The following is a 21409-nucleotide window of genomic DNA, read 5'->3' as shown; positions in this document are numbered from 1 at the left end:
CAGGTTTATTTTTAGTATGATAGAGTGAAAACGTGAATGTTGTATTGTAAATAAGAATATTTTCTGAAAATAAATATCTAAAGAGAGGTTATTCTTCCTCTCCTCAGATAATTTAATAAACTTAGTATTATTGAATTATATTTTTTTATTGTTATCTTGCAAGATCGCTGAATGTAATTTCTTTTGTTTCTACAGGATGACTTCTTCCAACGCTATTTAAAGCTGAAATACGGAATTTAGTTTTAGTATACTTAGGCATGGAAACTTCATGACTAAGCGTAGTAGATGATCCTCTGCTTGTCCATTTTGCCGTATCAAAATTAAAGCTTTCAATCTCATAGGATACAATTGGACTCCCCCCGTCATCTATGGGAGCTTTGTATGTTATTTCGCATAACGTGGCTGTTTTTAGATTTACATTAGGATCTTGCGGAGGACTAGGCGGATTAAGGACTACGTTAGCAACAGCAATTGTTGCAATCACTAAACTTAGACAGATAAACACGAATGGCTTTAAAAATGTTTTTTTCATAATTTTGTTCTTTAAGGGTTTTATTTTTAGTATATCGTTGTAAATATAAGTAAATGCTAGACTATTGGCAAATATTTATCATGATTTTTAAGAATAAATTGTCTTTTGTATAATAAATTTTTTGTAGGCTAAAGTAAATTTGACTATTAAATTGGAAATGGAACAATGATTATTTAAAATATATTAGCCGACTAATTCATGAAAATTAGTCGGCTAATACTTATAATCGGCAATCACCGAATCACGAAATCACTGAATCTTTAAATCTTTGATAATGTCATCAATCCGGTCATTCGCCTCTTTCTGTGCCCGCTCGTAATCATTCACGTCTTTCATCTGGGTGCGGGCTTCAAAATAGAATTTGATTTTGGGTTCCGTGCCGGAGGGGCGTACGGAAATCTTGCTGCCGTCGGCAAGGAAGAATTGCAGTACGTCGCTGGTCGTTTCAAAATCAAGGTGTTTCTTTTCACCCGTGCGCAAATCGGTCGCTTCCAGTGTTAAGTAATCCTTTTTGAGGACAACGTCGCTATGGTTAATGCTCTTCGGGGTATTGTGACGGAATTCTTTCATCATGGATTTGATTTCCTCTGCCCCGGTGATGCCTTTGCGCACGATGTAAATCATTCTCTCCTGCGAGAACCCGTATTTCGCGTAAATTTCTTTCAAGAACGTGTAGATGGTTTTGTTTTGCATCTTCACCCATGCGGCAATCTCTGCCATGAGTGAAGTGGCTGATACCCCGTCTTTATCACGCGTGAAAGCGCCCGGCATGAAACCGAACGACTCTTCGCCGCCACCGATGAATTTCTCTCCTCCTTCTTTGCGGATCACGTCGGCAATCCACTTGAACCCGGTGTACACGTCGTAACAAATGATATTATTTTTCTCTGCTATATCCTTGATTAATTCCGTGGTAACAATCGTTTTCACGGTGTATTCGCCACCTTTAAGCAATCCGAGTTCTTTTTTTCTACGGATGATGTATTCCGTGAATACAATGTTGGTTTGATTACCATTCAATAAAGTCCATTCTTCTTTGTCATCCTTGACTGCGATACCGATTCGGTCGCCGTCGGGATCACATGCCATGGTAAGGTCAGCATCTATTTTGCGAGCCAGATCCAACGCCATTTTAAATGCGGCGGGTTCTTCCGGGTTGGCGGAAGCCACAGTCGGGAAATCCCCGTCCGGGATGCTTTGTTCGGGTACGGTGTGGATGTTCGTGAATCCCCAGTTGCGCAAAGATTCCGGCACGAGTTCGTAGGTCGTGCCGTGCAGCGGGGTAAAGACGATTTTTAAATCATGTTCTTTTTGGATGGCCTCCGGTGAAAGGCTTAATGTCTTCACTTTGTCGAGGTATTTCTTGTCGAAGTCTTTCCCGAGAATGGTGATCATTTCGGGAACACCCTTGAATTTGATATCCGTGACTTGTACTTTTTTCACCTCGTTGATCACGTTTTTGTCGTGCGGGGGAACAAGTTGCGAACCGTCGTCCCAGTAGGCTTTGTACCCGTTATATTCTTTCGGGTTATGCGAGGCGGTGAGAATAACTCCCCCTTTGCAACCTAATTCCCGGATAGCGTACGACATTTCCGGGGTGGGGCGCAGGTCTTCAAACAGGTAAACATGTATTCCGTTAGCCGAGAAGATATTGGCGGCGGTTTCCGAGAAAAGATGGGAATTGTGTCGGCAGTCGTGTCCGATACATACGGCTTTTTTCTCGTTCGGGAACATTTGGTTGATATAGTTGGAGAAACCTTGCGTGGCGGCTCCTACCGTGTAAATATTCATCCGGTTTGTGCCGACTCCCATGATTCCGCGCAATCCCCCGGTTCCGAATTCCAGATCGTTGTAGAACGATTCCACCAGTTCGGTTGTATCCGTGTTATTTAACAGGCGTTGTACTTCAACTCGTGTCTCTTCGTCATAAGCCTTATCCAACCATTTTTCGGCTTTGGCTCTGGCTACTTTTATGATGTCATTGTTTTCCATAAGCTATCATTTTATTTACCTTCTTGCAAAGGTAGGATTTTCCTGAATGAATAATATGGATTTTGAGATTAAATTGTTACGTTTCAAAGAAGAAAAATGCAATAAAAAAGCCTCGTTGCAGAACGAGGCTTTTTTATATGGCTAAAGCTTAAATTAAAATTTTCTCTCTTTAATTTTTGCTTTCTTTCCGGTAAGTTTACGGAAATAGTAAATTCTGGCTTGACGAACAGCACCTCTCTTGTTCACCTCGATCGCTTTAATATAAGGAGAACTGAAAGGAATGATACGTTCTACACCAACGTTACCGGACATTTTCCGAACCGTGAAGGTTTTCGTGGTTCCGGTACCTTTAATTTGGATAACTACGCCTTTGAAAATTTGGACACGTTCTTTGTTTCCTTCAACAATCTTGTAGTGTACACTGATCGTATCACCGGTAGAAAATTCGGGAATTTCAACACTGTTTTCCTGTGCAAAAGCCTGTTCCGCAATTTTAATTAAGTCCATTGTCTTTATTTTAAAAGTTCACTTATCGAACGCAGTATTACGACCTTTGTCTTTCATGTAAGAGACTGCGTACGTTTTAAAATCGAGTGGCAAAGATATGAAAATAAATATTCCGGTGCAATAGCGCCGGAATATTTATTTGTTACAACTTCACAAGTTACAGGTTGCAGGTTCTCGAACTTGCAACTTGCAGAGCCGTAGGCTCAACTTGCAACCTGCAACCGAAATTGGAAGTAGTAGTTATTCTACTACTTCCAATTTCTTGCCTGTCTGTTCGATAATCATACGCAAATACCATTCCGGTAAAGCGGGTTGCTCTACTTTCGGGTTCTTTTCTCCCGGGATAGCGGTTTTCACGTTTCCGTCCATGTATTTGCAAAACAGATAGCCGTAGAAATCTCTCCACGTGTCCACGAGCTGGTTTCCGGTACGGCAAGAAAAATCGGTGATAAATTCGATAGTTGCTTTTCTGTCTTTTGCTAACATTTCCTTTGCCCCGGCGTCAATCATCTGCACGAAATTCACGTATTGTTTTTCTAACGCGACTTGTTTCTCCCGAATTTCCGGGTGAATCAAGTTGTAGCGGGTATAAGCAAAATTCGTTACTTGGTTGAAAACCCAGAAAGCAGCCTTGTTCGTGAATTCCATCATGCTACCGTTACCTTCGGCAAATGCGAACGGAACTTCCGTTGATGCAGAGTACATCGGGAAATATACCGAGCTTGCTGCGTCGTCAACCCCGAACCAAAGGATACCGCCGATCTCGTCCGGTAGCCAGCTTCTACATTGAGCGACAAAAGTGAAGCCTGTTTGTTGAGTGGCGGTTGCTCTCTCGTGTACATATTCCTTGCCGTCGACCTTGAAGCTCATCGGGCGCCATCTGTAAGGACATTCGTAAGGTCCTGCACCCATATCCTTGCTCATATCCAATTCAGTTCCTTCCAGATGGTCACGCATGAAATCCATTACCTGAAGTACGTCAACCTTCTCGCTCGGTTTGATCCACAACGGCATACGGTTCGTGGCGTATCCTTTAGCGTCGCGCTTGATATCTCTTCCGTTGGCGTAATTGAAATATTTTCCCATATCCGGGTTTACGGCATTGAAGAAAGCCCACACGCGGATTTCGCAAGCACGTGCTCCGCTGAAATCTACCGGTGCGTAGGTATCCGAGAAGCTGAAATCTTTATTTTTACCGTCTTGGGGATAGAATCCTTTTTCTTTTGCGAAAGAGATCACATCTTTAGCATACACGGTGGTGATGTTCGTGTCGTAGATCTTGTTCATGTTGTCGGAAGAGATAGAAGTTTTGCCTTCCAACGGGAACGTGGTGATACGGGCTTGATTGGCATGTGCCGATACGTATCCGTCCGGAATCATGCGGGCAACCCACACGGCACCTTTCTCGCCTTCTCCTTTACCGATAATTTCAAGAATCCATACTTCGTTGGGGTCGATGATAGAGATGGATTCTCCACTACTTGCCCAACCGTATTTTTCAATCAAGTCGGTCATTACAACGATCGCCTCGCGGGCTGTTTTGGCACGTTGTAACGTGATATAGATTGCACTACCGTAATCTATAATGGCTCCAGTTTGAGTTTCCAGTTCTTTTCTTCCGCCGTAAGTCGTTTCGGAAATAGCCAACTGGTGTTCGTTCATGTTACCGACTACATTATATGTATGTGCTACTTGAGGGATTTTGCCCATGAATTTACCGGTATCCCACTCGTAAACGTCGAGCATGCTTCCGGCTGGCCAATCCCGTGCAGGCCAATGATATAATTCTCCGTACAACACATGAGAGTCCGCGGAGTAGGTAACCATCGTGGATCCGTCTTTCGTGGATCCTTTCGTGAACAGAAAGTTCGTGCATGCCATCGTGTAAGAGGTGCAACAAACCAATGCTAATGTAATTAAGGCGTTTACTTTTCTCATTTTAAGTTATTGGTTTATATATGATTTATTTATTCATTATCGAATCCGATCCAAAGACTTCAGTAATTTGATGTCTTTGAATATTCCCCGCATAGCCATGTATGCGAGTACCACACATACCAAGGGAAGTATGAAACTTATTTTATATATGATATCTGCATCTATCTTGCTTTGAAATTGATTGATATGGTACCACATCAATATCATGGAGCCCAACAGAAGAATAATTTCAGCTATGCACAAGCGGATTTGCAGGAATCGCTTCTTGTAGAGGAATATAGTCACGAAGGGCAACCCGATCATGAAAATATTCAAGATAAGTAAAGCCCAGTAATTTGCTTGAAGTACTGTTTGTTGTCCGATCATGACCACCCCGTAAGTGAAAAAATTGTAATTTGCATCGTTGGGTACAAGTACTTGTGCGATGGGGGCAAATAAAGGTATTGCCATGATGATGGCAATGATAAGCAGGTAAACTGTTTGTATTCTTTGTATCATATCTAAAATTAAAAATTAACGCACGAGTGAATCTAACGTGTATTCGACAAGTTTTTTCATGTAAGGTTTGTAATTGGAAGATGCGTCCCCGTTTGCCCGGTTCGCTATGATCAGACAGAGCGTGGTAGCATGATGTCCCATGAGAGCGGAGAGTCCGGCGATAGCGGCGCTTTCCATTTCGTAGTTCACTATTTTATGACCGTTGAAATGAAAGCGGGCAATTTCGTCATTGACCGTCGGCATCTCTATCGGTAGGCGGAGTACCCGACCTTGCGGGCCGTAAAATCCGTTTGCGGTGAGCGTCACGCCTTTCACTGTCACGCCTTCCGTGTGCAATTTACTTACCAGTTCCGGTGAAGCCTTTACAGCGTAAGGGCGTGCGGCAAGGGGAGTCCAGTGACATTCTTTGATGAAAGCGTCTTCGAAAGCGGTATCACATACCGTTTCATTGTCCCGGTAGAAGCGTAATACCCCGTCGATGCCCAAACTCATTTCGGATATCACGAAAGAATGAACCGGAACATCGGCTTGCACGGAACCGGAAGTTCCGATGCGTACGATATTCAATCGCTTTTTCTCCGGTTTGATTTCTTTGGTTTGCAAATCAATATTCACGAGGGCATCGAGTTCGTTCATCACGATATCTATATTGTCTGGTCCGATTCCCGTGGAGATAACGGATATTCGCCTTCCCTTGTACAGTCCGGTGATTGTGTGGAATTCCCGGTCGCTTTTTTTGATTTCAATATGATCAAAATAAGAAGCGATCATTTCGACTCTTGACGGGTCGCCCACGAGGATGATTTGGTCTGCCAAATCACCGGGTTGCAGGTGAAGGTGAAAGACGCTACCGTCTTCATTCGTGATTAGTTCAGATGATTTTATCGGCTCCATAATCTGTTTACTTTTTTGAGCAACCAAATTTAGTAAAACAAATAATACCGGACAAACATTTGCCCGGTATTATTTGGTTTGGGGATTCTAAAACTATTTAGCGTAATTGATTGCTCGAGTTTCTCGGATGACCGTTACTTTTACTTGTCCCGGGTAAGTCATTTCATCCTGAATTTTCTTGGCGATCTCGTACGAGATTTTTTCTGCTTCCGTGTCGGAGATCTTTTCACTTCCCACGACAACCCGGAGTTCGCGGCCTGCTTGGATGGCGTATGTTTTCACCACTCCATTATATGAGAGAGCCAAGTCTTCCATTTCTTTCAGACGTTTGATGTAGGATTCTACAACTTCCCGTCTTGCTCCCGGTCTTGCCCCGGAAATAGCGTCGCAGGCTTGAACGATGGGAGCGATGAGTGTAGTCATTTCAATCTCCTCATGGTGGGCCCCGATAGCGTTGCAAATATCCGGTTTTTCCTTGTATTTTTCAGCCAGACGCATACCGAGAATCGCGTGCGGTAATTCCGGTTCGTCGTCGGGTACTTTACCGATATCGTGCAATAGTCCGGCACGTTTTGCCTTCTTCACGTTCAACCCGAGTTCGGCGGCCATGATAGCGCAAAGATTCGCGGTTTCGCGGGCATGTTGCAATAGGTTCTGTCCGTATGAGGAACGGTATTTCATTTTACCTACCAAACGGATTAGTTCCGGGTGCAGACCGTGGATGCCGAGGTCAATCGTGGTACGTTTACCCGTTTCCACGATTTCTTCCTCTATCTGTTTTTTCACTTTGTTCACCACTTCCTCGATGCGTGCCGGGTGAATACGTCCGTCCGTTACCAACTGGTGCAAGGACAGGCGAGCGATTTCACGTCTTACCGGGTCAAATCCGGAAAGAACGATAGCCTCCGGGGTGTCGTCCACGATGATTTCTACTCCGGTTGCGGCTTCGAGCGCGCGGATATTACGTCCTTCGCGGCCGATGATACGTCCTTTGATTTCATCCGAATCAATGTGGAATATGGATACGGCATTTTCCGTGGCGGTTTCCGTGGCAACCCGTTGAATTGTTTTTACCACGACCTTTTTCGCTTCCATGTTTGCCGTCATTTTCGCCTCTTCCATGATCTCGTTCACGTAAGACATGGCTTCCGTTTCCGCTTCGTCTTTCAAGGACTGGATCAGTTTTTCTTTCGCTTGTTCTGCCGACATACCGGAAATGGCTTCCAGTTGCTCGATCTGTTGTTTTTTGAATTTATCCAGTTCCGCGTGTTTCTTTTCCCACAATTCCTTCTGCACTTCCAGCGTCTCTTGTTGAGTTTCCGTTTCCTTTATTTTCCGTTGGCATTCTTCCATTTTGCGTGCCAACTCGGCTTCTTTTTGTTTCAGCTTGTTCTCGGTGAGAAGAATTTTGCTGTTTCGGGCGTTTACCTGCTTTTCGTGTTCAGCCTTAATTTGTAAGAACTTTTCTTTTGCTTGCAGAATTTTGTCCTTCTTGATCACTTCCGCCTCGGCTTCCGCTTCTTTGATGATGTTTTTGCTTCTGTATTTGAGGGTGATGTTTATCAGGATATAACCGATAACGAACCCCACGACCAAAGCAACAACACCGGTAATTATTGTTGTTATCATATTTGTAACTTGAATTTATAGTTGTTATATATAATTATTTTGGTGTTTTTTGTCAAAACAAAAAACCCGCACTATTTCTCTTTAAAAAACCCCTGTTAGACACGGGTAGAGCTGCCGTTAGATTCAGACTTCCACCGTCCCGGAGGAACCCCGAAGGGTCGAGGCCTGTCCTTGGCTAACAAAGCTTCACTCTAATTGGTTAAGTGTTGAGTTTTCCAGTTAAATACGAAATAATGCGGGTATATCTATTTCCTTTTCAAAGAACTCTTGTTTATTCTACTCTTTCAGAACTCCGTCCAGCCTGTTGCTGATCTTCCTCACTTCCTCTAATACGGGCTCGACGTCGTTTTGTTTCTCGGCTTCCAACATTTTTACCGTGAATTGTAACGCGGTAACTGCTAGAAAGTCGACGGGATCGGCATTCGCATACTTTTCCCTATATTTTGCAATCTTACTATTAATCAGCTGGGCGGCTTTTCTGATCGCCTCTTCTTCCTCTCTCTCGATGGTCAGAACGCAAGGCCTACCGGCTATATTTAGAGTAACAGTAAGTTTATCATTCATATTTAATTATTCAAAAGAGCAATACATTTATCAATCTCCCGCACAAGTTGGCTTATTCTACTTTTCGCCTCGGTACTTCCTTCTCCGGTTGAAATAGCTGTCGCCACCTTCAATGTTTTGATTTCTTCATGTAATTTTATGTTCTCGCTTTTCATCCGCTCGATCCGGTCACGGAGTTCTTTAATTTCCGTATCCTTCTCTCTGTTTTTGTCCAGCGAGGATATATATAGTTTTATCAGTCGTTCAATTTTCTCGTTTAGCTCGTTAATAACGGCATTGTCTTTTGCTGTCATAACATATTCTTTACACGACAAAGATAGAAATATTTCTTTTAAATATCAAGAGTGTTATTAAATTTGCGGTGAAATTAATCGTTTTTTTATGAAAAGGAAAAGATTGTGGAGAAGGATTCTGTTGTCGGGAATCACGCTACTCGTTTTATCATCAAATATTTGCGCCCAGTCGGAGCGGTTGTTGTACCCGTTGCACGGGACCCCGCTATTGAGCGGAAATTTTGGAGAATTGCGTGCCACGCACCTGCATTCGGGGCTCGATTTTAAGACCGGGGGACGCGAAGGGCTGCCCGTGATCTGCGTGAAGGACGGGGTGGTTGCCCGAGTCAAGGTGTCCCCCACGGGATACGGGAATGCCTTGTATATCGAGCACGAGGGAGGAATCACTACCGTGTACGGGCATTTGAGTCGTTTCGTGCCCCGGGTGGCGAAAGTGGTACGGGAGATACAATATAATAAGGAATCGTTTGCCATTGACGAGAACCTCGTGGGACGGCAGCTTTTCTTTCGTGCGGGTGACACGATCGCTTATAGCGGTAATTCCGGTTCCTCCATGGGGCCGCATTTGCATTTCGAGGTGCGGGAAACGGAAAGCGAGCACGCACTGAATCCTTTGAACTATCTTTCCGTGGCGGATGAAACGGGACCTAACGTGCGGGGTGTTTACGTGTACACTTTTTCTCGTGAAGGAGTGAACGCCGGATCCCGTCGGGTGGAAGTGAAAAACACGGGAAGCCGGGTGTATCGGGGTGGGAAAATCAGCGTGCCTGCCGGTAATGTCGGTGTCGGCGTGCAGGCTGACGATTTCATGAAAGATTCATGGAATAAACTCGGGGTGTATGATATGGAAGTATCGGCAAACGGGGAGAAAATTTTCGAGTTGAAAATGGATCGCCTGTCTTTTGATCAGTCCCCGCTGGTAAACACGATAAAAGATTTTCACCAGTACCGGGAGGGCAGATACGTGTATCTGGCTTTCGGGGATTATCAGTCCCGGTTGCTGGGAGCGAACAACAGGCAAGGCGGTTTTATCGGGGTGCAAAAGGATAGTGTTGTCGACGTGGCAATCGAATTGCTGGATATAAACGGGAATCGTTCCAAGGTGTTGTTTCAACTGGTGGGACGGCAGGAGGCTGTCGGGTTGGATATACCGGAGGGGGCGGAGGTTCTGGCATGTGATCGGGAATATAATTTGCGGAACGGTAATTATTCTTTGTGCTTGGAAGCGGGGGCATTGGCATATCCCGTTATTTGTAAGCCTCGTGTCTGCTCGAGGAAGAAGGATAGCACGGGGGTGGTAGAGGTTTTTTCTTTGACAGAACGGGTATATCCTTTGTTGAAGAGTGCAAGGTTGTCCGTCGAAGGGGATTTCCCGGATAAATCCGTCTTTTGTCTGTTGGAAGAAAAAGGACGTTTATCTCCTTTAAATACCGTGTGGCGCACCGGAGGGTTGGAGGCGTCTACCCGTGTGTTGGGAGAATACACTATCCGGCAGGATACAATTGCCCCGGTGATTTTATACACGGGGGTGAAAGGGCGAAGGGTTCAATTCCGGGTATTCGACGATTTGTCCGGAATTGCTTCTTACCGGGTGGAGGTGAACGGGAAGTGGTGTCTGTTCACTTACGACGCCAAAAATCGCTTGCTCGAGGGAAGTCTTAACGAACCGGTCTTCGTGAAAGGGAAAAACCGGCTCGTGTTGAACGTGAAAGATGGCGTGAAAAATGAAGCGATTTTTGAAACCGACGTGTATGTAAAATAGTTCAACAAAAATTACTATCTTTGGAATGGACAAAAAAGTCCTGTTAAGTTTATACATATTATATAAGTAAATTTCGATATGATGAATATAGAAGAGGCAAAACAATTAGCGAAGAACGGACAGCGGGATGAAGCTATCGCGATGCTTTTGCAAATGTTGGAGAATGGTGCGGGAGAACGTGAAACCGTGTTGTTGGAGTTGGGGGCGGTGTATTATGCCAAGGGGGATACCACTCAAGCGTTGAATCATTTTAATGAAGTCGTGCGGATAAACCCGGAAAACACGAAGGCGAAGACCTATCTGGATATGATTAACGGCATCTTGAATTATTATTGCAAGGATTTGCTGAATCCTTGAGTTAGCAAGGGATAATTATTCCGGGAGTAAGGTTATGCTATGTCATAGATAGGGATGTTCTATGATTTTACCCGGTTTTTGGGTGACTTATAGGCGGCTATTGGGCGGCATCGCCTACACTTCGCCCATAGTTTGCCCACTTATCGCCCACGTTTTTGCATAAAAAAGGTATTTTTAACGCGGGTGGCATGCCGATTGTCCCGTGATGAGTTCCGGTTGCTGAAAAGCAGGTGGGGTGCTTTGCTGTTGGTCAATGGGAGTTTTACCCTTGTTCATGGTATTGTGCTCAAGGGAAGGGAATGATTATTTCTTTGTGTACGAGAAAAAAATAGGCTGCAAGGGTTTTATATCTTAATTAATTGATATATCTTTGCAACCAGTTTTTTGAATTGTTAAATATAAACTTCAATCCGCTTGAAAGGGGGTGGTCAATTATTATCGAGAGATTAAAAAGAATACATATTATTTAGTGGAGAACAGCACGATAAAGTGATGTCGAATTTTGTGTTATATAAAAAATATTCATTTTAAATACTAGAAAATCATGATAATTGTACCATTAAAAGAAGGTGAAAACATCGAGAGAGCGTTGAAGAAATTTAAAAGAAAATTCGAGAAAACCGGTGTTATTAAAGAACTGAGAGATCGTCAAGCTTTCACGAAACCGTCTGTAAGAAACAGAGTGGCTCGTATGAAGGCTGCCTATCGTCAATCTTTGCAACAAGCTGAAGATTAAAAAATCGAATTCTTCCTTTGTTTTTCCAAACAAAAGGCGTAACTTGCTTACGACTTATTATTTATAAAAAATGACACAGATCGGACTATTTTTGAAATACTTGGAAGACGTGAAGCGTTACTCCGCTCATACGGTGGTCGCTTACAAGACGGATTTGCGTCAGTTTTACGACTTTTGTGGAATGGACGAGGAAGACGAGGATTTTTCCCGAATGACGACCAAGCTCGTGAGGGAGTGGGTCGTGGCGGAAATGAGAGGAGCCTTGAGGAACAAAGGGGGGAAACAAAAGTTGCATCCGGCTTCCGGTAAGCGTAAGTTGAGCAGTGTTAAAGCGTTTTTCCGATTCCTCGTGAAAGAAGGGGTGATGGAGGTGAATCCGGCCGAAGATATTTCGGGGCCGAAGTTGCCGAAAAGATTGCCTGTTTTCGTGAACGAGCAGGATATGGAGATCACGCTGGATGATGCGGAGAAAGAGGAAGGCTTTCATGGGTTGAGAGATTTTCTGATTTTGCTGATGGCTTACGACACGGGCATGAGGCGTTCTGAAATTGTCGGATTACGGCTGGTTGATGTTGATTTGTCGCGGCATTGTATACGTGTCCACGGTAAGGGCGGAAAACAGCGGGAAGTCCCGATCTTGAGAGAACTGGAGGAGGATATTGCTTGTTATATCAAGGGGCGTGCCGAAGTCGTGGGACGTGAACACGGGATGTTCTTCGTGACCGATAAAGGTAAGCCGATCTACCCGCAATTCGTTTACCGTTTGGTGGTGGCGGCGTTGGCAGAACATACTTCATTGTCAAAGCGCAGTCCGCACGTGTTGAGGCATTCGTTTGCCACTCACTTGCTGGATCGGGGGGCGTCAATCCAAGGTATCAAGGAATTGTTGGGGCACTCCAGTCTGGCAGCCACTCAGGTTTACACGCATAATTCGGTAGAGAAAATGTTGGAGATTTTTAAACAAGCTCACCCGCGAGCATAAATTATAGGAGGAAACGATATGGAAATTAGAATTAATCCTGTAGGTTTTTCAGTTAATCCGGTGTTGGAAGAGTTTATAAACAAGAAATTCTCGAGGCTGGAAAAGTACCACGACGGTATTATGGGAGTTGACGTTACCTTGAAATTGGAAAAGGATGATCAACTCGAGAATAAACTGACCGAGGTACATGTAGATATAAAAGGGCAGGAAGTATTTGCCAAAAAGAACGCGAAAACTTTCGAGGAGACTGTCGATGAGTTGTATGATGTGCTCAAGAGACAGTTAGTTAAGGCGAAAGAAAAAAGAGAAAATTGAGAAAAATGATCTCATTTATTGTGAGATATGATTTTTAATTTGTACATTTGCAAGCCAAATTAAATGGGAGATCTCGCCTTTTCTGTTCAAGGAGTGGATAGACAGCGAGTTACTTGCATGAATATAGAGTTATTGTGATAAATTGTTTAATAATAAAATTGTTTTAGAGTTATGGCTAAAGAACATTTTGACAGGTCCAAACCACACGTAAATATTGGTACTATCGGTCACGTTGACCACGGTAAAACTACTTTGACGGCTGCTATCACTACGGTATTAGCAAAAAAAGGTCTTTCTGAATTACGTTCATTCGATTCTATCGATAACGCTCCGGAGGAAAAAGAAAGAGGTATCACCATTAATACTTCTCACGTAGAATACCAGACTGCCAACCGTCACTATGCACACGTTGACTGTCCGGGACACGCCGACTATGTGAAGAACATGGTAACTGGTGCTGCTCAGATGGACGGTGCTATCTTGGTTTGCGCCGCTACCGATGGTCCGATGCCTCAGACGCGTGAGCACATTCTTTTGGCTCGTCAGGTAAACGTTCCGAGAATCGTTGTATTCTTGAACAAAGTGGATATGGTTGACGACCCGGAAATGTTGGAATTGGTTGAGATGGAAGTTCGCGAGTTGTTGTCTTTCTATCAATATGATGGTGACAATACCCCGGTGATCTTGGGTTCTGCTCTTGGAGCGTTGAATGGAGAAGCTAAATGGGAAGAGAAAGTAATGGAGTTGATGGATGCTGTTGACAACTGGATCGAGTTGCCGCAACGTGCCGTTGATAAAGCTTTCTTGATGCCTGTTGAGGACGTGTTCTCTATCACTGGTCGTGGAACTGTTGCTACCGGTCGTATTGAAACTGGTATCGTTCACACTGGTGATGAATTGGAAATCATCGGTTTGGGTGCTGACGGTAAGAAAACCGTATGTACCGGGGTTGAGATGTTCCGTAAGATTCTTGATGAAGGTCAGGCTGGTGACAACGTTGGTTTGTTGCTTCGCGGTATCGATAAAGACGAGATCAAACGTGGTATGGTGTTGGCAAAACCGGGTTCAGTTAAACCGCACGATAAATTCAAAGCTGAGGTTTATATCTTGAAGAAAGAAGAAGGTGGTCGTCACACTCCGTTCCATAATAGATACAGACCGCAGTTCTATATCCGTACCTTGGACGTTACCGGTGAAATCACTCTTCCGGAAGGACGCGAGATGGTAATGCCCGGTGATAACTTGACCATCGAGGTTAATTTGATCACTCCGGTAGCTTGTAACGTAGGTTTGCGTTTTGCTATCCGTGAAGGTGGTAGAACCGTTGGTGCTGGTCAGATCACTGAGATCTTAGACTAATAAGATTTTAGATTTACGATTTTAGATTGATGATTTAATCTGAAATTACTAAATCATAAATCCAAAATAAATGAGTCGGCTTCGTGCCGACTCACACACGGGAGTGGCTCAGTTGGTAGAGCATCGGTCTCCAAAACCGAGGGTCGGGAGTTCGAACCTCTCCTCCCGTGCAACTAAATTAAAGAACAAATGAAAGTTAAGAGTTATATATCAGATGTTTATAATGAGCTGGTGAATAAAGTAACTTGGCCTACGTGGTCTGAGCTCCAAAGTAGTGCGACGATCGTGATGATAGCTTCCGTCATCATAGCGCTTTGCATATTCGCGATGGATTTCTCGTTCAGACATATCGTGACCGGTATATATAATTTGTTTTACTAATAATCTTGGAGGTCTAACATGGCTGAAATACAGAAAAGATGGTATGTGCTTCGAACCATTGGAGGTAAAGAGAAGAAGGTAAAGGAGTACATCGAGAATGAAATCGCCAGTTTAGGGCTTCAGGAATATGTTTCTCAGGTTTTGGTGCCTGCCGAGAAGGTGTATCAAGTGCGTAACGGGAAAAAGTATAGCAGTGAGCGAAACCTTTACCCGGGTTACGTGTTGATTGAAGCCGCGCTCGTTGGAGAAATCCCTCACATGCTTCGTGACATCACGAACGTGATAGGCTTCCTGGGGGAAACCAAAGGAGGAGATCCTGTGCCGATGCGTCAAGCGGAGGTGAACCGGATACTCGGTACGGTGGATGAACTCGCGGAACAACCAGAAGAAATAAGTATTCCTTATTTCGTTGGCGAGTCGGTTAAAGTGACTGACGGACCGTTTAATGGTTTTACCGGCGTGATAGAGGAGGTGAATTCCGACAAGAAACGCTTGAAAGTAATTGTCAAGATTTTCGGACGGAAAACGCCACTTGAATTGAGTTTCATGCAGGTAGAAAAAGAATAACAATTATTTGATTAAAAACAATCATGGCAAAACAAGTTGAAGCTATTATCAAGCTGCAAATTAAAGCCGGAGCTGCAAACCCGTCCCCTCCAGTAGGACCGGCGTTAGGTTCTAAGGGAGTCAACATCATGGACTTCTGTAAGCAATTCAACGCTAGAACTCAGGAGATGGCAGGCAAAATCATCCCGGTAATTATACAGGTGTATGGTGATAAGTCGTTTGATTTTATTACAAAACAACCTCCTGTTGCTATTCAACTTTTGGAAGTTGCTAAACTTAAATCCGGATCCGCGGAGCCCAATCGCAAGAAAGTGGCTTCTATCACTTGGGAACAGGTGAGAGCTATTGCCACGGACAAGATGAAAGATTTGAACGCTTTCGAGATTGAAAAAGCAATGAGTATGGTAGCTGGTACCGCCAGAAGTATGGGTATTACCGTAACCGGTGACAGACCTTTTTAATGAACTTGTAACACTTCAAACGTAATGAGTAAACTGACAAAAAATAAAAAGTTAGCTTTAGCGAAGATCGAAGGTGGAAAGGTATACTCTATCGACGAGGCCGCACAGCTTGTGAAAGAAGTAACTTTCACGAAGTTTGAGGCGTCAGTTGACATGGACGTTCGACTGGGTGTAGACCCGCGTAAGGCCAATCAAATGGTGCGCGGTGTATGTACTTTACCTCACGGTACCGGAAAGCAAGTAAGAGTTTTGGTTTTGTGTACTCCTGACAAGGAGGAAGAAGCTAAAGCAGCCGGGGCCGATTACGTGGGCTTGGACGATTATATCGAGAAATTGAAAGGCGGCTGGACCGACATCGATATTATCATCACGATGCCTTCTGTAATGGGTAAGGTAGGTGCTCTTGGTAGAATTTTGGGTCCTCGTGGATTGATGCCTAACCCGAAGAGTGGTACGGTAACCCCGGAAATCGGGAAAGCTGTTACTGAGGTTAAAGCAGGTAAGATCGACTTTAAAGTTGACAAATTCGGTATCATTCACGCTTCTATTGGTAAAGTAACGTTCGAGCCGGAGAAGATTATGGAGAACGCGAGAGAATTCTTGAACGTGATCAATAAACTGAAACCGACTGCAGCGAAAGGTACTTACATCAAGAGCGTGTATCTGTCAAGTACGATGAGTCCCGGTATTCAAGTAGAACCAAAGACTTTACTTGATTAATGTAGTAATCTAAAAAGGACTTCAGTAGTATGAAAAAAGAAGATAAAAAAGTCGTAATAGAGACCTTAACCGAACAAGTGAATACTTACAAGCACTTGTATGTTAGTGATATTTCAGGACTTGACGCTGTGGATACACAAGCTTTGCGTCGGGCTTGTTTCAACGCTAATATCAAGTTGGTGCAAGTAAAGAATACCTTGTTGAGAAAGGCTTTGGAAAACGCTAACAACAATTACGAGGAGCTTTTCTCCGTGTTGAAGGGAGATAGCGCTATCATGTTGAGCGATACCGGAAATGGTCCTGCCAAACTGATTAAAGAGTTCCGTCAGACCAAAGATAAACCGGTATTCAAAGGAGCTTTCGTTGAGGAATGTACTTACGTTGGTGAAGACCAACTTGAGGCATTGATCAGTATTAAGTCTAAGGAAGAGTTGATTGCGGACGTTATCGCGATGTTGCAATCACCGATGCAGAATGTTATTTCCGCGTTGCAATCCGGACAAAATACGATCGCTGGTGTTGTTAAAACACTTTCTGAAAAAGAATAATTTTTATAGTTTAGTAAACAAACAATTTTAAATAGAATAGAAATGGCAGATTTGAAACAACTTGCAGAAGAGTTAGTAAACCTTACCGTAAAAGACGTAAAAGAATTAGCTGACATTTTAAAAGAAGAGTACGGAATTGAACCTGCAGCTGCTGCTGTAGCTGTTGCTGCTCCTGCAGCTGGTGGCGCTGCTGCCGCTGCTGCTGAACAAACTGAATTCGATGTTATTTTGAAATCAGCAGGTGCCGCTAAATTAGCCGTAGTTAAGTTGGTTAAAGAATTGACCGGTCTTGGTTTGAAAGAAGCTAAGGAAATCGTTGACAAGGCTCCGGCTCCATTGAAAGAAAAAGTTTCTAAAGAAGAAGCTAATTCATTGAAAACTCAATTAGAAGAGGCAGGAGCTGAAGTTGAACTTAAATAAGGTATAAAACCGGTAGGTTTTTAGGTTTAGAGTCTCATGTGGACTCTAAACCATTTTGTTGTTATGATTGTTTAGGTTCAAAAAAAATAATAGATGTCTTCATATAATTCAAACAATAGAATAAGCTTTGCATCGATAAAAAATCAGCTGGAATACCCTGATTTTCTTGAGGTGCAGTTGAAGTCTTTCAAGGACTTTTTTCAATTAGGTACCACGCCTGAGAACAGAAAGAATGAAGGCCTTTACACGGTTTTCAAGGAAAATTTTCCTATAACTGATACACGGAACAACTTTGTTTTGGAATTTTTGGACTATTTTATAGATCCGCCCCGCTACACGATCGAGGAGTGTCTGAGTCAGGGATTGACTTTCGGCGCACCCTTGAAAGCGAAGTTAAAGTTGTACTGTACAGACCCGGAACATGAAGATTTTGATACCGTTATCGAGGATGTATATTTAGGAAATGTTCCTTACATGACTCCGAAGGGTACTTTCGTGATCAATGGAGCAGAGCGAGTGGTAGTTTCTCAGTTACACAGGTCTCCCGGCGTTTTCTTCGGGCAAAGTATCCACGCGAATGGTACGAAGCTTTATTCCGCGAGAATTATTCCGTTCAAGGGTTCATGGATCGAGTTCGCCACGGACATCAATAACGTGATGTATGCGTATATCGACCGGAAGAAAAAATTGCCCGTGACAACTCTTTTGAGAGCGATCGGGTTTGAAACGGATAAGGATATCCTCGAGATATTCGGTCTTGCAGATGAAGTCAATGTTTCCCGTACGGGGTTGAAGAAAGTCGTTGGCAGACGTTTGGCTGCTCGTGTTTTGAAATCTTGGATTGAAGATTTCGTTGATGAAGATACCGGTGAGGTCGTTTCTATCGAGCGTAACGAGATTATCGTTGATCGTGAAACGGTACTGGAGCCTGAGCATATTGATGCAATTGTCGAATCCGGCGCGAAAACGATCCTTCTTCACAAGGAAATGCAAAACTTGGCTGATTATGCTATTATATATAACACGCTGCAAAAGGATCCCTGTAATTCAGAGAAAGAAGCGGTGTTGCATATTTACAGGCAATTGCGTAGTTCGGAGCCGCCAGATGAGGCTACTGCACGCGATGTGATTGATAAGTTGTTTTTCTCGGACAAACGTTACGATTTGGGTGACGTGGGACGTTACAAGTTGAACAAGAAGTTGAATCTTGCGACAGACCCGGATATCCGTGTGCTGACGAAAGAGGATATTATCGAGATCATCAAATATTTGATCCGTTTGTTGAACGCCAAGACGGACGTGGACGATATCGACCACTTGAGCAACCGCCGCGTACGTACGGTTGGCGAACAATTATATAATCAATTCGGAGTAGGGTTGGCCCGTATGGCACGTACGATTCGCGAGAGAATGAACGTGCGCGACAACGAGGTGTTTACCCCGGTTGACTTGATTAATTCGAAGATTTTGTCTTCGGTAATTAACTCGTTCTTCGGAACGAACGCGTTGTCCCAGTTCATGGATCAAACGAATCCGCTGGCTGAGATAACCCACAAAAGACGTATGTCCGCATTGGGACCCGGTGGTCTTTCGAGAGATCGTGCCGGATTCGAGGTGCGTGACGTGCATTACACTCACTATGGTCGTTTGTGTCCGATCGAAACGCCCGAGGGACCGAATATCGGTTTGATTTCATCTCTTTGCGTGTACGCGAAGATCAATGACCTTGGCTTTATCGAAACTCCCTATCGTAAGGTGAATAACGGAGTGGTGGATTTATCTGAAGAAGGAGTGAGATATTATTCGGCAGAGGAGGAAGAAGAAAAGGTAATTGCTCAAGCTAGTTCCCCCATTGATGAAGAGGGAAAGTTTATCAATAAGCGGGTAAAAGCCAGACAAGATGCCGACTTCCCGTTGGCAGCGGGTGAAGAGGTGGACATGATTGATGTTGCCCCGAACCAGATTGCTTCTATCGCTGCCTCTTTGATTCCGTTCTTGGAGCATGATGATGCTAACCGCGCATTGATGGGATCTAACATGATGCGTCAGGCAGTTCCGATTATTTCTCCGGAGTCCCCGATCGTGGGTACCGGTTTGGAAGCTAACTTGATCAAGGATTCCAGAACACAGATCGTTGCTGAAGGTCCGGGTGTGGTTAGTTTCGTGGACGGGCGCAAGATCGTGATCAAGTATGACCGCACGGAAGAAGAGGCTTTTGTAAGTTTCGAGCCGGATACGAAAGAGTATTATTTACCGAAATATCAACGTACTAACCAAAGTACGACAATCACGTTGAAGCCGATCGTGAGAAAAGGCGAGCGTGTAGAAGAAGGACAGATTCTGACGGAAGGTTACTCTTCCCAGAAGGGTGAGTTGGCTCTCGGGCGTAACCTGAAAGTGGCATTCATGCCTTGGAAGGGGTACAACTACGAGGATGCTATCGTGATCTCCGAAAATATTGTTCGGAATGACGTGTTCACTTCTGTTCACGTGGACGAGTATTCTTTGGAAGTGCGTGAAACGAAACGCGGTCTTGAGGAGTTGACGGCCGATATCCCGAACGTGAGTGAAGAGGCAACGAAAGATTTGGATGAAAACGGAATCATTCGTGTCGGAGCTCGTGTACAGCCGGGAGATATCCTGATCGGTAAGATTACCCCGAAAGGTGAGTCTGACCCGAGTCCGGAAGAAAAGTTGTTGAGAGCCATCTTCGGTGACAAAGCCGGTGACGTGAAAGATGCTTCTTTGAAGGCTTCCCCGTCTTTGAAGGGTGTGATTATCGACAAAAAGCTGTTCCAACGCACGATCAGCGACCGCAAGACTAAAGCTGCCGGAAAGAATATACTGGCAGAGTTAGACGAGCAGTTCCAACGTAAAGTAGGTGATCTTACTTCTCTGTTGATCGATAAGTTGTTCGAACTGGTGAACGGTAAGACTTCACAAGGCGTGAAGAATTATTTGAACGAGGATATTGTTCCGAAAGGCGTGAAGTTCTCGTACAAGATGCTGCAGAATATGGATTTCTTGCAGATCAACCCGAACAAGTGGACGACAGACAAGCAGAAGAATGATATGATCCGCGACTTGTTGCATAACTATATCATCAAGTACAAAGAGATAGAGGGACAGATCAAACGTAAGAAATACAACGCTACTGTCGGGGACGAACTTCCCACGGGTATTATCAAGATGGCGAAAGTTTACGTGGCTAAAAAGCGTAAATTACAAATCGGTGATAAGATGGCAGGACGTCACGGTAACAAGGGTATTGTATCCCGCGTGGTAAGGGTGGAAGATATGCCGTTCTTGGCTGACGGTACTCCGGTTGATATTTGTTTGAACCCGTTGGGTGTGCCTTCCCGTATGAACTTGGGACAGGTATTCGAAACCGTATTGGGTTGGGCAGGTAAGAACTTGGGAGTGAAGTTTGCTACCCCTATTTTCGATGGTGCAACTCTTGAAGATATCAATAAGTACACGGACGAAGCCGGTGTACCCAGATTCGGTACCACGTACTTGTATGACGGGGGAACGGGAGAACGTTTCGACCAGCCGGCAACCGTGGGTGTGATCTACATGTTGAAGTTGGGGCACATGGTTGACGATAAGATGCATGCTCGTTCTATCGGTCCGTACTCGTTGATTACTCAACAACCTCTTGGAGGTAAGGCTCAGTTCGGAGGTCAGCGTTTCGGAGAGATGGAGGTTTGGGCACTCGAGGCATTCGGTGCATCACATATCCTTCAAGAAATCCTGACAGTGAAGTCGGATGACGTGATGGGAAGAACGAAGACTTACGAGCATATCGTGAAAGGGGAACCTCTGCCGAATCCCGGGATTCCGGAGTCTTTCAACGTGTTGTTGCATGAGCTTCGCGGGTTAGGATTGAGCGTAAACCTAATATAATGGAAAATTGAAAATGGAAAATTGAAAATGGGGAAAGAAAGTCTATTA

At 44.2% G+C, this 21409-nt stretch carries 22 protein-coding genes and 1 tRNA gene; 14 read left to right on the top strand and 9 right to left on the bottom strand.

The features are described 5' to 3' along the window. Positions 1–151 precede the first annotated feature (151 nt). The 9 genes from L0M98_RS12345 to L0M98_RS12305 all read right to left on the bottom strand — a co-directional run bounded on the left by L0M98_RS12345 (position 152) and on the right by L0M98_RS12305 (position 8847). A complete protein-coding gene (locus L0M98_RS12345) occupies positions 152–532 on the bottom strand; it encodes a fibronectin type III domain-containing protein (protein ID WP_227216163.1) in 381 nt (126 codons plus the stop codon). A gap of 249 nt (positions 533–781) precedes the next feature. Then, positions 782–2524, bottom strand: coding sequence for a phospho-sugar mutase (locus L0M98_RS12340; RefSeq protein ID WP_186976770.1), 1743 nt, complete (start codon positions 2522–2524; stop codon positions 782–784). A 153-nt stretch (positions 2525–2677) separates the two neighbouring features. Then, a complete protein-coding gene (gene rplS / locus L0M98_RS12335; protein WP_099290562.1) occupies positions 2678–3031 on the bottom strand; it encodes a 50S ribosomal protein L19 in 354 nt (117 codons plus the stop codon). A 240-nt stretch (positions 3032–3271) separates the two neighbouring features. After that, a complete protein-coding gene (locus tag L0M98_RS12330) occupies positions 3272–4969 on the bottom strand; it encodes a dipeptidase (RefSeq protein ID WP_227216162.1) in 1698 nt (565 codons plus the stop codon). 36 nt (positions 4970–5005) lie between these two features. Further along, positions 5006–5467, bottom strand: coding sequence for a DUF4293 domain-containing protein (locus L0M98_RS12325; RefSeq protein WP_227216161.1), 462 nt, complete (start codon positions 5465–5467; stop codon positions 5006–5008). A 15-nt stretch (positions 5468–5482) separates the two neighbouring features. Continuing rightward, positions 5483–6361, bottom strand: coding sequence for a nucleoside phosphorylase (locus L0M98_RS12320; protein ID WP_227216159.1), 879 nt, complete (start codon positions 6359–6361; stop codon positions 5483–5485). Positions 6362–6454: 93 nt separating this feature from the next. Further along, a complete protein-coding gene (gene rny / locus L0M98_RS12315; protein ID WP_099290558.1) occupies positions 6455–7990 on the bottom strand; it encodes a ribonuclease Y in 1536 nt (511 codons plus the stop codon). Positions 7991–8266: 276 nt separating this feature from the next. Further along, a complete protein-coding gene (locus tag L0M98_RS12310; protein WP_099290557.1) occupies positions 8267–8554 on the bottom strand; it encodes a cell division protein ZapA in 288 nt (95 codons plus the stop codon). Positions 8555–8556: 2 nt separating this feature from the next. Beyond that, positions 8557–8847 (bottom strand): hypothetical protein, encoded by a 291-nt coding sequence (locus L0M98_RS12305; RefSeq protein WP_099290556.1) that lies wholly within the window; start codon positions 8845–8847, stop codon positions 8557–8559. An 88-nt stretch (positions 8848–8935) separates the two neighbouring features. On the opposite strand from L0M98_RS12305, the gene L0M98_RS12300 reads away from it, so the two are divergent. The 14 genes from L0M98_RS12300 to rpoB all read left to right on the top strand — a co-directional run bounded on the left by L0M98_RS12300 (position 8936) and on the right by rpoB (position 21361). After that, on the top strand, positions 8936–10609 hold the full coding sequence (locus L0M98_RS12300) for a M23 family metallopeptidase (RefSeq protein WP_227216157.1): 1674 nt from the start codon (positions 8936–8938) through the stop codon (positions 10607–10609). A gap of 78 nt (positions 10610–10687) precedes the next feature. Continuing rightward, positions 10688–10966 carry a tetratricopeptide repeat protein gene (locus tag L0M98_RS12295; RefSeq protein ID WP_186976747.1) on the top strand — a complete coding sequence of 93 codons (279 nt, stop codon included), beginning with the start codon at positions 10688–10690 and terminating at the stop codon, positions 10964–10966. Between the two features lie 544 nt (positions 10967–11510). Further along, positions 11511–11702: a 30S ribosomal protein S21 gene (rpsU, locus tag L0M98_RS12290; RefSeq protein WP_099290553.1), complete on the top strand. Its 192-nt coding sequence runs from the start codon at positions 11511–11513 to the stop codon at positions 11700–11702. A gap of 70 nt (positions 11703–11772) precedes the next feature. After that, positions 11773–12684: a tyrosine-type recombinase/integrase gene (locus tag L0M98_RS12285; RefSeq protein WP_099290552.1), complete on the top strand. Its 912-nt coding sequence runs from the start codon at positions 11773–11775 to the stop codon at positions 12682–12684. 18 nt (positions 12685–12702) lie between these two features. Beyond that, complete coding sequence (gene hpf, locus L0M98_RS12280) at positions 12703–12999, top strand: ribosome hibernation-promoting factor, HPF/YfiA family (protein WP_099290551.1); 297 nt, start codon at positions 12703–12705, stop codon at positions 12997–12999. Positions 13000–13170: 171 nt separating this feature from the next. Further along, on the top strand, positions 13171–14358 hold the full coding sequence (tuf, locus tag L0M98_RS12275; protein WP_099290550.1) for an elongation factor Tu: 1188 nt from the start codon (positions 13171–13173) through the stop codon (positions 14356–14358). Positions 14359–14455: 97 nt separating this feature from the next. Next, positions 14456–14528 (top strand) — tRNA-Trp (locus tag L0M98_RS12270). 19 nt (positions 14529–14547) lie between these two features. Continuing rightward, on the top strand, positions 14548–14739 hold the full coding sequence (secE, locus tag L0M98_RS12265; RefSeq protein ID WP_099290549.1) for a preprotein translocase subunit SecE: 192 nt from the start codon (positions 14548–14550) through the stop codon (positions 14737–14739). Positions 14740–14757: 18 nt separating this feature from the next. After that, positions 14758–15306, top strand: a complete 549-nt coding sequence (nusG, locus tag L0M98_RS12260; RefSeq protein ID WP_099290548.1) for a transcription termination/antitermination protein NusG — start codon at positions 14758–14760, stop codon at positions 15304–15306. Between the two features lie 23 nt (positions 15307–15329). Beyond that, a complete protein-coding gene (rplK, locus tag L0M98_RS12255) occupies positions 15330–15767 on the top strand; it encodes a 50S ribosomal protein L11 (protein ID WP_099290547.1) in 438 nt (145 codons plus the stop codon). Positions 15768–15791: 24 nt separating this feature from the next. Next, complete coding sequence (gene rplA / locus L0M98_RS12250; protein ID WP_099290546.1) at positions 15792–16487, top strand: 50S ribosomal protein L1; 696 nt, start codon at positions 15792–15794, stop codon at positions 16485–16487. Positions 16488–16516: 29 nt separating this feature from the next. Further along, positions 16517–17035 carry a 50S ribosomal protein L10 gene (gene rplJ / locus L0M98_RS12245; RefSeq protein ID WP_099290545.1) on the top strand — a complete coding sequence of 173 codons (519 nt, stop codon included), beginning with the start codon at positions 16517–16519 and terminating at the stop codon, positions 17033–17035. A 42-nt stretch (positions 17036–17077) separates the two neighbouring features. Further along, positions 17078–17455: a 50S ribosomal protein L7/L12 gene (gene rplL / locus L0M98_RS12240; RefSeq protein WP_099290544.1), complete on the top strand. Its 378-nt coding sequence runs from the start codon at positions 17078–17080 to the stop codon at positions 17453–17455. A gap of 93 nt (positions 17456–17548) precedes the next feature. Next, complete coding sequence (gene rpoB / locus L0M98_RS12235) at positions 17549–21361, top strand: DNA-directed RNA polymerase subunit beta (protein ID WP_099290543.1); 3813 nt, start codon at positions 17549–17551, stop codon at positions 21359–21361. The last annotated feature ends 48 nt before the right edge of the window (positions 21362–21409 follow it).

The sequence above is a fragment of the Butyricimonas sp. DFI.6.44 genome (assembly GCF_022132345.1).
GTDB lineage: Bacteria > Bacteroidota > Bacteroidia > Bacteroidales > Marinifilaceae > Butyricimonas > Butyricimonas muris.
This window is presented reverse-complemented; position numbering and strand designations above follow the sequence as displayed.